This is a genomic window from Nitrospira sp. M1 (assembly GCF_965152605.1).
In genome coordinates, this window is the sequence record NZ_OZ224217.1 from 3173338 (window position 1) to 3188184 (window position 14847).

Here is a 14847-nt window from a genome sequence, read left to right on the forward strand (position 1 = left end):
TCGACTCAATTCCCGGGCGGTCACAACAACACAGAGCTTTTCGTTGAAAAAGATACCCATCAAAACGTTATATGGGAATATACATACGGAAATTAAGCACTTACACTTAATAAATGTAGCCCAATAATTCAGTGAAAATAACACTGACATGCATAATCCGACCGTCGGACCACCAGTTCGAAAAAATAGCTTAAATAATTTCCTCTATGATCAGGATGGAGACCCTTGGTTTTCACAAGAACACGCCAAGTCCCACGTCAAAAATACTGGATACTTTACGTGTCACTTGACGTGTCCATCATTTTATAGACTATTAACGCTCTACCGATCGAATCGAAAGTTTTGTTGGAGCCTTCGGTGGTGTAGTATCAGCCTTCCCCTTGGTGAGCAGCAAGACGGTATCCCCTGAAATTGGGGAATGCAGCGTTCTCGATGCTCCACCATTCACCTTGCCACCATCTTTCGTAGACCCGGATGTCGGATTATACCAAAGGACATCAAAAGTGTTTGATCCTCCAGCGTCAGACAAATCAATGACGATATCCCCACCATTTTCATCATAGACCAAGTATTCCTGCCCCTCTTTCCCCGAAGCAACCTGTCGACTTGACTTCGAGACTAACCCATTGAGTTGTTTGTATTGACGATACTGAGTCTTCGAATACACGAAATCAAGCATTCGGCGAATGTAGGGTTCCCCTTGTCCGCCGCCACCCGACTTGAGCCATTTATTCCACTCGGAGTACAACGGCATCACACCTGCCAGCAACCCTCCCCAAGCTCCACGACGAACTTCCGTCCCATTCCTTGGTTGACCCTTGAGGGTCCCTTCCCAAAGATCTTCACTTCCGACAATCGGCTGATTGACAAATTTGGACCCAACCCCCGAGCTTGATCCACAAATGGCGTGTCGATCACCAAACTGAGTCCAGTTGGCTTGTCGAGCATTTCCATCAAATACACTACGACTCCCTGTTTGTCGCATCGAAAAATCAAGCCAGGAAAAACCATTGTGAGAACAGTCATGAATGCTATAGAGCCGGTCAAACGGATCCCAACTGTCTACTTGCGCCATAATGGTATTGACTTCACTCTTTGTCCAAGCATCATGCCATTCCCAGGCTGGCGACCAACCCAAAAAATTATAAAATGCACCGTATCGTGCAACAAAATACTTGATCAGCACTTTGAAGTCGTTAAAATTGTACACACCCCCTGGTCGCGTTCGAGGCGTGACCGCATTATTATGAAAAATCATGCCGGCAAATGTAATAGTATAAATTTTCTTGTCTTTCAGCATGCCTAATATCGAATCGACACCTTGCCAAACCGACACATCAAAGACTTTGGTTTCCTGTTCATTCACCCACAATGTCTCCGCCTTGAAGGGAACATGCGTATCCACGCGATCGGCCGGCAAACTAATCATCGTAAAGTTATACCCTTTTTCCGCTAAATCTTTCTGAATGATATTCTTAAACCAAGAGCGGTCACCAGTATAGGGATTCCCTCTCGGCGCAAACGTCGCCACTTGATGGACATCGTAGCCACGCAAGTCAAAGGCTCGTCCACGAGCATTTTCAAAATACCATGAATTGTCGGAGGCAACCTTTAGAGGTCCCGGCAACCCAGTATCCACAACTTGAAAGCTGCCAGAACCTCCAGACGTGCCATCCGTCCAGCGATAGGTATATTTCCATGTACCAACTTTGTCCGGCATAAATCGGAGCTTCCACACATCCCCGGTTTGCCCACCATTGCCGTTACCATCATAAAACCCAAAAAAATTGAATTTCTTGCCACTTGGAGAAGTAAATGTGGCCTGTAGTTCAATGACGTTGTAGTCAAACGGGTTTGAATATTTCTTGGTATTGATAACCTGACGTTCCCATACATCATACAGCCCAACCTGACTCATTCCCCATGTCATGCTCTGCATCATGATCACGACGATGAAGCTTGCCAGGACAATGGCCATAGTTCTGCGACAATTCAAGAAACACGTATTATTGATCTTCACAATGATACTCCTGCGAGGGGTAGGGATTTAAGTAAGAAGAATGGTCAATTACCTAGTAACAAGCAAATACAATACATTGTTATTGTTTCGTCTATATTTATCATTCGGTCACTTCACAAAATTCTTAATACTTGCGACTAAATGATCTCAATCATGGGGAGAAATTGACATGGACCTCACGATCCTGGCCAGTGCTGAGAAGGCGGTCAATAACGGGAACGGCTTGAGGGCATACTAACGAGATTGAGGATCTTGCTAGACATTGTCACCACACAATAGCATTGAGTAATTTTGGGCAGTGCACGACAACGGATAGATTGCGGGATAGAGAGTGATACAACGTTGAGGACAGTCAACACGACTTGCGTTGATTGACTCAGGCAACAGAATCAACACTCGACTCGCTCAAGTCACCTGGGGATAGAAGAAGCTACGACAATCCATTCTTGAGTCGGTTGCACAAACACGCCAAGAACACGCCCGATTACGCCCCGCACAACGTTGCACTTTCATGAAGATAGCAAGTGAGTTCACTCTTTCGTATGGTAAAATGTGCATGGACGATTCTTTTCATTCTACCTGGATCGAAATGCACGAAGAATTCGGTCAACAATCATGACACGCGCCATAATCCGCCAACGAATCATGGCATCGATTTGCCCTTTTCGATTTCTCAGTAGCGCTATCACTTTTTTTGATGGCCCAACAAGAAAACGAGAAAATACAATCTGAAATTGAGAGAGACGCGGATTTTCACACACAACCTCATATCGCTGCTGACGTAAGGTGCTCTGGGCCACGGCTTCAAAAACACAAAGATCACGTTCTGTCATCTCAGCCCGCCACTTCATGGTATTGTGATGTAACAATGGCTTCGAAAGGTTATGCATATTGGTCTGGTCCGTTTTATACAGGTCAGGATTTTTGTAAAACTCCAACATATGGGGTGTATATTCTTCATGTAAGAAATCACAAATTCCTACAAGCGTGTATTCGGGATCCTGTAAAAGATCTTCATAGCGTATTTGGTAAAAATTCTGCTCTGAAACAGCTCGTTTAAGACGTTCAACGTCCCGTATATAGTTATCCCATTGCCGAGCGGCCCCATAGACCGTCTTCGGGCCAAAACGCGCGCGGAACAAAGAAATGGCAACATCTCGTCCATCGCGGACGATATGAATAAATTTCGTGTGCGGGAAATACTGAAGAATTTGCGGCCAATACTGAACATGCCAAGGCGTTTTGTCACCCCATCGCTGTTTCTGCTGCGTCTGTGCCCACGATCGCATGACAGCATCCATAATGCCTCCGAAATTGTTGACACGTATCAGCGACAACACCTGATTTTTTTTCACGGGAGGAGACCAGTCCTTCATGACATCCGTAGCAAGAATGTCACAGACCAATTGCTCCAAGACTTCAGCCTTGCATAGATCTCCATAGTATGGAAGCAAAGGATAAAACATACTAAACAGATGCGACTCGAAAGGAACCGCTAAACGCGGATGGGCATTCAACATCCGGCTCAACAACGAAGATCCTGACCGAGGACACCCGAAAATAAAAAATGGATAATTGCTCTTCTCTCGCACGATAGAGAGCATGACATCCTCTTTCCCATTCAATGAATGGACCGAGTTACCAGATAGCATAAAATATAATACGTGACCTTACGTCAAAAACCGTTAAAAAAATCAAGAATGACCCGTTGGCGTATTCCAGAAATAGATCCAAGCCCCATGCGATTTCATGACGGTCACCCAACGACTGAGGATCTTGGAGCCTGGGAAACGACATTTTTTGACAAACCGGTCAATATTAGGTCGCGCATTCATCGACTTGCAACCCTCATCAACAATGGCAGCCATATATTACAGATTTCGTGAATTCTATTTGATGTACTGTCAAGCTAATCGCTTGCTTGCAGATTCTTCGTGGGAGACGCCAATGGAAAGAGTCCAAAAAATTTGCACGATGGCCCGGGAGAATACGCTCTACACAAGACAACAGATGATACTAACTAAGAAAGACGCAGGACACAATCTTGACGCTACCATACCCCAACGTTTAAAGCGACGGTGAACAAAATGCTTGCACCTTGGTAAAATTGACCACGCGACTACGATACATACAAAGCAGAGCCAGATGAGGAAAGGTCAGATAGCGACAAAGGCAGAGAGCATATAGGCAGGAACACAGTTGGATGCGGCCCACGATGAGGACCTCCGGCAAAAGCGGCATGCAAAAACGTAGTAACGACAAAGACGGTTTTCAACCAAATCCTTGTCAAAAAAAGTCCACCCCTGAGACATGTCTTGAATGAGCGTACTCTCCAATGCCTCATCCAGGGGAGTAGGTGGTTGTGAATTGAACTCCAGCCAGCGACATAGGCATCGAGGCAATCACGAATGGGTGCAGCAACTGATGAGGCAGGTTAGCCTTCGTGCCTTCTATTCGAAGCAACGGACCACTCGACCTTGTGCGGAACGCAAAACCTACCCCGACCGGCTGCGTGAACTGTTGCCGACCGAGACAAAACAGGCCTTCGCCCACACGCCACACTATATAACCATGGTGAAGATGGGCACGATGAAACTTCGTATCAAACCATGAACTAGGTGACTAATTTAATCTGAGACCAGTCGGCGCCGCCGGAGGTGTCGTGTCAGCCTCACCCTTGGTAAGCAGAAGCACGGTATCACCTGAAATGGGCGAATGCAGGGTTCGAGATGCCCCCCCTTTTACCTTCCCTCCATTCTGCGTTGCACCTGTTGTAGGATTAAACCAGAGCACATCAAAAGTATTTGACCCACCAGCGCCAGACAAATTAATGGTGATCGACCCGCCATTTTCGTCATAGACTAAATATTCCAGACCTTCCTTTCCAAACGCAATCTGCCGATTCGATTTTGAAACAAGTGAGTTAAGCTGCTTGTACTTCCGGTACTGTGTTTTGGAATAAAAGAAGTCAAACATGCGTCGGATATCGGGCTCACCAGGCATATTACCTGGATTGTTACTCCACTTTGTCCACTCAGAATACAGTGGCATGACCCCGGCCATCATAATGCCCCATGCGGCTCGTCGAACTTCCTTTCGATTTCGCGGCTCTCCGAAATTCCCGCCGGGCAACTCCCATACTTCCTCAGAACCAATAATCGGTTTATTTCGAAAGGCACTGGCGACCCCACCAGTGGTATTGCAACTACCTTGACTTTGACCTGACGTGCGCGAATTAGCGGAAAAGATATCTCGTGTCGGGTGACTTGGATTGGCCGATTGACGCATTGAGAAATCAAGCCAGCCCTGAAAATCACTCTTTGCACAGTCGTGCGCCGTCAACAACGGGGCGAAAGGATGCCAATTATGGACCTGCTTCATGAATTGATTGACTTGTGAAGCACTCCAAATATCAGTCCATTCCCAAGTAGGAGAAAATCCCATATAGGACGGATAGGCACCAAAACGGGCTACCATATAATGGATGAACACATCAGTCATATGCCCTTTATTCCCTTGAGAGACAAATCCATCAAAAGGAAAAACATATATCTTCTTGTTGATTGCATGGAGCAAGATTTTTTCGTAATCACGCCATACGCCCAGGTCGAAGACATCTTTCTGCCCATTCTTCCACCAGCTCCGCGACCGCCCGGAATCGGAGGGAGAATCCACCATGGCCATGTTATACCCGCGAGCGCTCATTTTATTGTTCATGATGTCGATATAGGTCGAAGAAGAGTTTGCCCATGTTTTCGATGTATGAATTTCCGGTCCAACATGATGAAGATCATACCCACGAAAATGAAATGGCTTACCACGTGAATCCATAAAATACCATGAATTATCAGAGGCGATTTTTAAAGGGCCTGGCTTTCCCGTATCGACGACTTTGAAACTTCCCGATCCACCCGAAGTTCCATCAGTCCAACTATAAGTGTACCTCCATGTACCCACCTTATCCGGCATAAATCTGAGCTTCCAGACATCTCCATTCTGTCCCCCCCTCCCATCGCCATCATAAAAACCAAAGAAATTGATGTTCTGACCACTCGGAGAAGTATATGTCACCTTGAGATTAATCTCATTGTAGTTAAAAGGATTGTTATAACTTTTTGAGTTTTTTATCTCTTTCCACCACGTGTCATACAGGCCCACATCTGCCATTGCAAAGGAAGGAATTGAGGACAAGACAACCCAGGCACACAGAACAATTTTTGTTGCCCCCCATCGTCGCGCATTCTTACCAGCTCTTAAAATATTCAATGTCACTCTCCATAGTTGGAAGTTTCGTAAGAAAAGATCGACCGCTTACGTCTCTCTCATTATTAAAAAATTTCTCAATCAATACCTGGTTCCCACCAAATGTTTTTATCGGCAAACCTATAAAAATCTTAATAAATACGCAATATTGTGGTAGAAGAAGTACAAAAGAAGATCTTCTTTAACACAGTATTCGAAATTCCGTTGGACAATACTTACAGCCCCACACGTCAATCCTACACATGTAGAGGGTCCAAAGGACTGGCTACCGACACACATAGATTGCTGCCAACACCCAGCTTGTCGTTTTACGATTTTCTTACGACTACTTGAGTGTACACTCTTTCAATGCACCATCTACCAGAAAATTCTGTCGTTGGACCCATTTGAGGAATTATTGACAATGCACAATTTGGTTTCACCATGCCAAACGTATACACACACGAATAGGAAGCATGAATAGCCATTAAGAACTCAAACCCAATTTTTCAACCACGAGCATTCGCTCCCTCAAATATGTACATTCCGCACTGTAAAAAAATACGACCTAGGCTTTAAAATCTGTAAATTATTTTGACAGAATGCACATTTTGATATGCTCTATTTACTGTGGAACTTTATCCGAATGCGTTTGAGGCAAATGAAATAGCAATAAATATACCACCCACAATACTCAGCATTTTCAGGGAATCTCATCAAATACAACACATTTCCGTAGCCCTATTTGACATAAATTGACATCTTGCAACAGAAATTTACAGAAATTCTATTCTCACAAACAGATTTACCCACTATGAAAATTCAGTATATCACCAGAGTGGACCTATTACTGGTGGGGTAAACATTCAACGTTACTACGTATTTATGCACTCACTACTGATAATCGCAAAAATCAAAAATAATTCCCTCAAAACGATTTCAACTGATTTTCATTCCAATCATTCAAGTCTAGTGAAGATTCCCAGATAAAGAGGGAAAACCCGGAGGCAATACAACGACCTCTGGCGGAAGGATGACAAACCACAACTCAATGGTTTTACCAACTGGGAGAAAATCTTTGCTCTCTAACGGGGATGACCGGTTTCTACAGTACACTTGGGACTATCAATGACACGATGATGATCCATCGTTCCCTACACAATAAGCCACCTCATGACATAGATAACATGACCTCGAAATGGTCCTTGCACAACACTCACAGTCTGCTCATGCAAGGGGAACGACAGAAAAAGTGTGCGTAGACACTCGCAGGCTCCACTTCTCTCAATACCTCAATGAATGAATTAGTCCATGGCATATGCACGGCTATCGAACGTACGACTATCCCCTCACTCTCATTCAATCAATCGCTTTGCAAAAATCCAGTAGCTTTTAAAGAATACATTCATAGTACGGTGAACGGTTCTGAAAAGCGGATTCGATAACAGATCGGCACGAATATTAATAAATCCACTCGAGAGAATATTGCTATCAGACCGACATTTTATTGCCTGAACCTTCCTTCGCTTTTCCAATGTCTGCGGAAACATCTGCAATACTTGCCAATTAGCCTTAAAATATTGGGGCAATCTTCCTTTGAGGGCAAGAAAAGCCACAACGCTCACCTCATACACCAGCAAAGCCGGAATAAGCACGACTAAAGTTTTCCATGAATATGTTTGCAGAATTAACAACCAACGATTTCTCACTTGACGCTCAACTTGCTTCAACCCTCTTTTTTTCATTCGGTGATACACAATGGCGCGTGGGACGGAATAAATTTGGTGTCCCGACAAAGTAAGTCGAAAAGAGAATTCTCCATCCGTTCGACCAAAAAAATAGCTTTCGTCATAGCCACCCATATGTAAGACCACTTCTTTTTTGATGAGAAACGCTACGCCGCCTTGTGACGAAATGAGAAACGGCTCCTCTGGCAGTGCCGCCCCATTCACCGAAGCATCAGACATCTCTTGATTGGAAGCACGTACATGAGATTTTCCCAATTCATGACCATTCAACCTCCGTTCCGGATTGATTAATACGGCTTCTCCAATAAAATGAAGGAACACGCCATCCATTTGTATCCGGCCTTCATCCTGCTCATAACAAACACGTGGCGACCAAATTGTCGCCTCCGGAAATTGCTGAACCGCGCGCTCAAGCTCTTCCAGGCAGGTAGGTGACAGAAAAACGTCATCATCAACCAACATCACATACGGATACTTTGCATATGAAACTTGACGATTACGCCCTCCACTACAACCCGTGTTGGATTGAATCCGTTTGAGTTCTATATGAGGAAATTCTCGTTCAACTATTTGAACCGTCTGATCGGTCGAAGCATTGTCTATGACGAGAATTTCATTCGGAAGGCGAGTTTGTTCATTGATCGCATTCAAACATTTTTTGATGCGATCTTCAGCATTGTAACTAAGAACAGCAACACTGATTTCTACAGGAAACGATGCGAAGCTTTGAGATAATGCAGACATGATATGTGCTTCACCACACTCTCCTATAAGATTTTCCTTCCACTCACCACACGACCAAAAAAGCAATTACTCAGTGAGAACCATGGCGATGCCTATTGATAAAATTCTGCCCCAGACACCTCATTATGTAAAGAGGATCTTCTCTCAATACGTTGAAGAAATGCTCTCACCCGAAAAAACACACACCAGCTTCCAGTGAGATAATACATAATCTAGAATCGAAGATTGCCAAATCCGATTCCCCCAGGACAACACAGTACAACAGGTTAAATTTTCATAACCGACAAGAATAGACATAGGATGAGACATTAGAGAACTGCATCCTAAAGTACGTGATTTAAACAGTCATTGCATGAAGCCCTTTTCAATAAGGAGCAAGTGATACCGCAGGACGGCAGACACTCCCGCAAAAACTCAGAGATGCCAACACACGACTGACCATAACGTATTTGCTCAAAAACTCCTTTAGCCATTGCCGAGAATACCAGACACAAGACTGGGCAGGGGTATTTTGAGTTTCGAGAAACTTCGTTGCGGTGGCAGCACGTAGCGTCTGCAAGGAATATAGAAAGACACTCGAACGGCACTAGGACAGTATGGTGCCTATGCCAAGGCGGGAAAACGGTTTAATTCGGCTACATGTAGAGACTCAATCATTATGATACGAGAAGTTGCCGAGAAGAACTTACGGTCTTCAGAATGTGAAATTTTATTGCCTACAATCTTCATTGTTTTGTTCAGGCCAGAATGAAAATGTCCAACAATGATCTACTCACCGTGGAGAGGAATCAGCAAAGAATTATTCGCAAAACCCTGCCAATGAATCATCTGTTCATTGGCAGAGACAATAAACTGTGTAAATATGACTCTATCCGTAAGCTTATAATTCTGTACCATTTACAGCGTCATAAGAAAAACCTGGCTTCCGATCAATGTCGCAACAGCTCAAAGATACCCTTGCTGCTTGTACCAAGCAGCTGTTCGCCGAATGCCTTCTTGTAAGGTGACCTTTGGTTGAAAACCAAGCTCTTGTGTCGCTTTAGAAATATCGAATGCTCTATTTTTTTTAAAGAAATCGATACGCCTTCGGTATAACGGAGGCTCAAGACCAAATGGCTTACAGAGAACTTCACACGCAAAACCTGCTGCATACACCGGCCACATGGGAAGCCGTAGTCCAGGAGGTTTCACGTGCAACTCATCGGCTATCATGGTCACCAATTGATTAAGAGGCACATATTCTTTTCCGCCTAATATATACGTTTGACCAATTGCCTGTTCCGATCGACCACTCAAGATAATCCCGTCAACCAAATCATCAATATAGGTAAAGTGATAGTTCACGGTCCCAGCGCCAATCATGACAAATCGACGTTTATGAATCGCTCGAAACAGTTTGAGAAATCGCATGTCTCCCGGACCATAGATGCCCGCAGGACGTATGATCGTGACCGGTAATCGTCTCTCGTCCATGTAACGTCGTGCAATATTTTCCCCCTGCAATTTGGTTTCTTGGTAAATATCTCCAGGACCGAATGGTGTACGTTCATTCGCAGGTGATTGCGTAACATGCCCATGAACGCCAACTGTACTGCAATGCACAAATCTCGACACACCATGTTCAATTGATGCCTTGAGCAAATGCTCCACGCTCTCCGCATTCACCTGACGAAAGACTTCGGGCCCGACTCCTTGCTGCCGGAATAACGCTGCAATATGAAACACTATGTCGACGCCATGCACCGCATTCCGAAACGAGTCAGGGTTACACAGGTCACCCCTGACAATTTCAACGTTGAGCTTCTCTAATTCCTCAGTCTGACTCTCTTGTCGTACCAAACTCCGGACATGATAGCCTTGCGTAACCAACTCTGCACACAAATGGCCACCGGTAAAACCTGTCCCTCCAGTCACAAGCACCTTCACAACGTATTTCCCATCTGACAGATTTTTAGGCAATACAATACACGAGAGACATACGAGACAGGACAGACCATGGCAAAGAAGTGCCTTTCAAAACCCATACTATCGAGAACTCTCAGACAATGCCTCTCTCCAACTCTTTGGCATATTTTTTAGGATCTCGACGCCGTCAAACGTCTTTCCTCGCTTTGCGCCAACCTTTTTAGCCCACGCCGCCATTCGATGAACTCCATCATCCAAGGTTACTTTAGGAGAATCGCCAAATACATCGTGCAGCTTGTTATGGCTTGAAAAAGCATGCAACACTTCATTTCGCGCATCTAAGTATGAAATCGCCTTCTCACACTTCATGGCCTTCGCCACAATTTCTGCTAATTCATTGACCGTATGTGGAGTTTCAGCTCCCACATTGAACACTTGGTTCAGCGCACGCGCATTAAACGGAGAGCCGGCAATGATCGGAGCCACATCCTGAATATAAGAAAACGCTCGACTTTGTTGGCCATCACCAAATATTGTCATCGGCTGCCCCTGCATCAGCTGATTCATAAAGATGCCAACAACATTCCGATAACGATCACCAATATTCTGTCGTTCACCATAGACATTATGTGGTCGAAACATGACATAGTCGAGGCCAAATATCTCGTGACTCGCTTGCAAATCTTGTTCAACGGCCAATTTCGCAATCCCGTATGAATCCTCAGGAACGGGGACCATGTCTTCAGTCATCGGCAACTGATTCTGCCCATACACCGCGATTGATGACGTAAAGACCAGACACTTCACTCCATGATTGACGGAGGCATTTATGAGATTAATGCTTCCAATCAAATTATTCTCATAATTGAATTTTTTTATAAAATGACTTAATCCCTCAGCCGCATAGGCGGCAAGATGATAGACATAGGTAAAATTGTGTGTCGTAAATAACTCCTGAATCAGTTGAGTGTTGACAATACTCCCTTCAACAAATTCAGCACCGTCGGGAACATTTTCACGGAACCCTCCGCTTAAATCGTCCAACACAACAACAGACAAGCCGCGGGTCAGGAGTGCATCAGCAACATGCGATCCAATAAAGCCCGCCCCTCCAGTGACCAGTACTGTATCAGCCATTGTGTGCATCCTCCCTTTACAAAATAGGCGCTACCGCCGCATGTTTTCCATAGACTTCACGCAACTGATACCCAACAGCGTCCCATGAATACTCAGAAGACGCTTTTTGATAACAATGTTCGCCAAGTTGACGTGCTCGCTCGCAATCGGTTAACAGTTCGACTATCATTTTAGAAAAAGTTATAAGGTCATTATTTTCAGCATAGACACCCAAATTACCTAGAATTTCTCGATTGACTGGATTATCGAACACGACGCAGGGAAGACCCAACGCCATGTATGTAAATAATTTTAAATTCGCCTCGGATGACGACACCTTCGGTGAAACGGACACGCTCCCTAGCGACAGATACTTGGGAGCGTCCGCATATTCGATTTTTCCGGTAAAGATCACCCGTTCGCCCAGTCCCATCGCCACGGCTTTTTTCCGATATAGCTCTTCAGGGAACCCAATAATCAGAAATTTTGCCGTCGGAACATCCTTGAGCACCAATACGGCCATATCTAATAACAAATCAATGCCTTGATACGCCGTCAACACGCCAATAAACACGACCACTTTGTCATCTGAAGCAATCCCAAGCTTGGCTTTGAGCTCGAGATCTTCAGGCTGACGAGAAAACACATCCAGATCAACACCATCTCCAATAGTTGAAACATTCGTCATCCCAAAGATTTCTGTAACCTGTTGAGCTGTACGAGAGGCGCTGGTAATCAAATGACATGGCATGGCATTCACTTTTTTCTCTATCCACCGTACGACATTTGCCAGCCAGTTCCAACGTGGCAGGAACCCGTGATCCAGAACTTCTTCCGTCAAACTTCCCTGCAAATCAGCAACCATCGGTATGTTGTACCACAAGCTTGCAAGCTTCCCGATCACAATCCCCTCATGCAAATGCGCATGAAGAATATTCGGGCGAAACGATCGACAGACCTGAAATACCTTCCATAACAATAAGGCATCAATATAGAATTTATGAATAGAAGGACCGGCTGACAATTTATTATACCAAGGAATCGTTAACGTTCGAATCGTATCGATACCGTCGATATCTCTTCCCAAATGATAAGTACACAGCTGTACAACATACCCCTGACTCTTTAAGGCTTTGATCTCTCCAAGAATCCGAACATGACACCCTCGATCCGCAAAAAATGGCGTGGGCGCAATGACAAGAATCCGGTTAGACGTTAATTCCCCATGCATGGGCCGGCTCCTCTTCGTTCATACTCTGCATTCGTCTCACATAATTCCCGCTGTACCCTGGATTCATCCCAGTTCAATTCTTGCGACATAAGCATGACACATTGCTGCAGACAGTCAACTCCGGGATATCCAACGGTACCAAGTTCCGTGCGTCGAAACACCACATCACTCAAAGTCTGAGCCATTTCCTTTCTGACACTATGGACAACCTCCGCTTGGATGATCGGCACATCCGTCGTAATAGGAGAACTCAATTTCCTATCGTCGTGACAATACTGAAAGATTTCCGAAAATTGAGACCCATACGTGTCAACGATATGTTGGACGGACTCCTGAGACAGATTGCTCGGCTTCTGAGCCATGGCCTGCTGAAAGACATCAGCATGACAAGCCATATCCCCCCCGTACACCGGGACCGTCGCCGTCGTACACGGTATCGCTTTCTTTCCGAGTTTCTGGCACACAAGGTCCACAGCCTTTTCTGCCACGGCTCGCGCCGTGGTGAACTTGACACCGTTTACGGAAACCATTCCTTTGACATCATCAATTTTTTCATGATCATAAATTACGGAATGTTTCGCTAACTGAACGTCTGCATTGGGATGAGAGGTTTCATTTCTCGGCAGAAGCCCACTATTAACAAAATGTACAGCGTTTCGAGTCAGTTTGACTCCAGGTAGACTCTCGTTCACTTCTCTGACATGAGCCTCAATTTCATTCTCTGTCACACCAAGATCATCAGGATTTCCATCATATCGTGATTGAAAGGTTCCGACTAACGATCGATTACGCCATGGAGTAATAAAGAAATATCGACACCCTTTATTCATGACCGCGTCGGCATCCACATACGAATACGGGCTCGGAACACCGAGAGCCACTCGATCTACTATAGAATCGGTTATAAGAACCACAGCCTTAAGTAATGGAACCTGAAACGGGGTAGATGAACGGCTTCCCAATGCCCCTAACCAAGCCACCCATGGCCCGCCACAATTGACGATGCACTTAGCCCGAACTTCTATCTGAGTATGAGTCAGCATATCCTCAGCTTGCACTCCAACAACAGAACCGTGACTGGCAAGAAGCTTCAAAACTTTGACATAATTAAGCGAATTGGCTCCTGCAGTGTGAGCGGACTGCAGCATTGAAAGGAGCAGACGCTCAGAGTTATGGACTTGCGCATCATAATAATAGGCTCCACCAGTCAACTTCGATTGATTCATCACCGAACAATGCGCCAAGGATTGCTTGCAGGACATCACACGGCTTGAAGGAAAATGAGCGGTCTTGGGCAAATCACGATTTCGATCAAAGGCAATGAGATCATTGGCCATTAATGCCAATCGCAACAGAAATTTCTTCGCTCCAATATGTTGATAGGTCGGGATAAGAAACGGCATGGGCTTGACAAGATGAGGAGCAATTCGCACCAACGTGCGTCGTTCCTGAATCGACTCTCTCATGCGAGGGAGATTCCCATGTTGCAAGTACCGCAATCCACCATGAATAATCTTGTGGCTATTGCTCGATGTCGCATGACCGAAGTCACCTTTTTCCAAAAGAATGACTTTCAAACCACGAAGTGCGGCATCACGAGCGACACAGGCCCCATAAATCCCGCCCCCAATAACCAACACATCATATTCTGTGCGCACGGTGTCTTCGACGGCTCGATTCATAACTTTTTTAGTAGATTAACGATATCGAATAGTCATTCAAATTTTGCGGGTAAAGTAAGGGGTAAGCCATCATGGCAAGTCGAGTTATCTCATACCATATTCCGCATTTCCTGGGAATAGTCTTTCGATCATTACTACCTAAGCAAATACACGCCAGAC

At 45.0% G+C, this 14847-nt stretch carries 8 protein-coding genes; all 8 read right to left on the bottom strand.

Translation table 11 applies throughout. The features are described 5' to 3' along the window. Positions 1-313: 313 nt before the first annotated feature. The gene (locus tag ACWHX8_RS14400; protein ID WP_447968824.1) at positions 314-1978 is read right to left on the bottom strand and encodes a DUF5060 domain-containing protein; all 1665 of its coding nucleotides are present in this window, start codon (positions 1976-1978) and stop codon (positions 314-316) included. A gap of 617 nt (positions 1979-2595) precedes the next feature. Beyond that, on the bottom strand, positions 2596-3624 hold the full coding sequence (locus tag ACWHX8_RS14405; RefSeq protein WP_447968825.1) for a sulfotransferase family protein: 1029 nt from the start codon (positions 3622-3624) through the stop codon (positions 2596-2598). A 1018-nt stretch (positions 3625-4642) separates the two neighbouring features. After that, the gene (locus ACWHX8_RS14410; protein ID WP_447968826.1) at positions 4643-6286 is read right to left on the bottom strand and encodes a DUF5060 domain-containing protein; all 1644 of its coding nucleotides are present in this window, start codon (positions 6284-6286) and stop codon (positions 4643-4645) included. A 1331-nt stretch (positions 6287-7617) separates the two neighbouring features. Next, positions 7618-8754, bottom strand: a complete 1137-nt coding sequence (locus ACWHX8_RS14415) for a glycosyltransferase family 2 protein (RefSeq protein ID WP_447968827.1) — start codon at positions 8752-8754, stop codon at positions 7618-7620. 945 nt (positions 8755-9699) lie between these two features. Then, complete coding sequence (locus ACWHX8_RS14420) at positions 9700-10680, bottom strand: NAD-dependent epimerase/dehydratase family protein (protein WP_447968828.1); 981 nt, start codon at positions 10678-10680, stop codon at positions 9700-9702. A 99-nt stretch (positions 10681-10779) separates the two neighbouring features. Beyond that, on the bottom strand, positions 10780-11796 hold the full coding sequence (locus tag ACWHX8_RS14425) for an NAD-dependent epimerase/dehydratase family protein (protein ID WP_447968829.1): 1017 nt from the start codon (positions 11794-11796) through the stop codon (positions 10780-10782). A 16-nt stretch (positions 11797-11812) separates the two neighbouring features. After that, entirely contained in the window at positions 11813-13006 is a 1194-nt protein-coding gene (locus ACWHX8_RS14430; RefSeq protein ID WP_447968830.1) for a glycosyltransferase, read from the bottom strand. Then, entirely contained in the window at positions 12991-14688 is a 1698-nt protein-coding gene (locus ACWHX8_RS14435) for an FAD-dependent oxidoreductase (RefSeq protein WP_447968831.1), read from the bottom strand. The genes ACWHX8_RS14430 and ACWHX8_RS14435 overlap by 16 nt, the downstream gene beginning before the upstream one ends. Positions 14689-14847 lie beyond the last annotated feature (159 nt).

Excerpts from the sequence above, each read along its gene's own strand:
- ACWHX8_RS14400 (WP_447968824.1), bottom strand. The coding sequence starts at position 1,978 with ATGGCCATTGTCCTGGCAAGCTTCATCGTCGTGATCATGATGCAGAGC.
- ACWHX8_RS14405 (WP_447968825.1), bottom strand. The coding sequence starts at position 3,624 with ATGCTCTCTATCGTGCGAGAGAAGAGCAATTATCCATTTTTTATTTTC.
- ACWHX8_RS14415 (WP_447968827.1), bottom strand. The coding sequence starts at position 8,754 with ATGTCTGCATTATCTCAAAGCTTCGCATCGTTTCCTGTAGAAATCAGT.
- ACWHX8_RS14425 (WP_447968829.1), bottom strand. The coding sequence starts at position 11,796 with ATGGCTGATACAGTACTGGTCACTGGAGGGGCGGGCTTTATTGGATCG.
- ACWHX8_RS14430 (WP_447968830.1), bottom strand. The coding sequence starts at position 13,006 with ATGCATGGGGAATTAACGTCTAACCGGATTCTTGTCATTGCGCCCACG.
- ACWHX8_RS14435 (WP_447968831.1), bottom strand. The coding sequence starts at position 14,688 with ATGAATCGAGCCGTCGAAGACACCGTGCGCACAGAATATGATGTGTTG.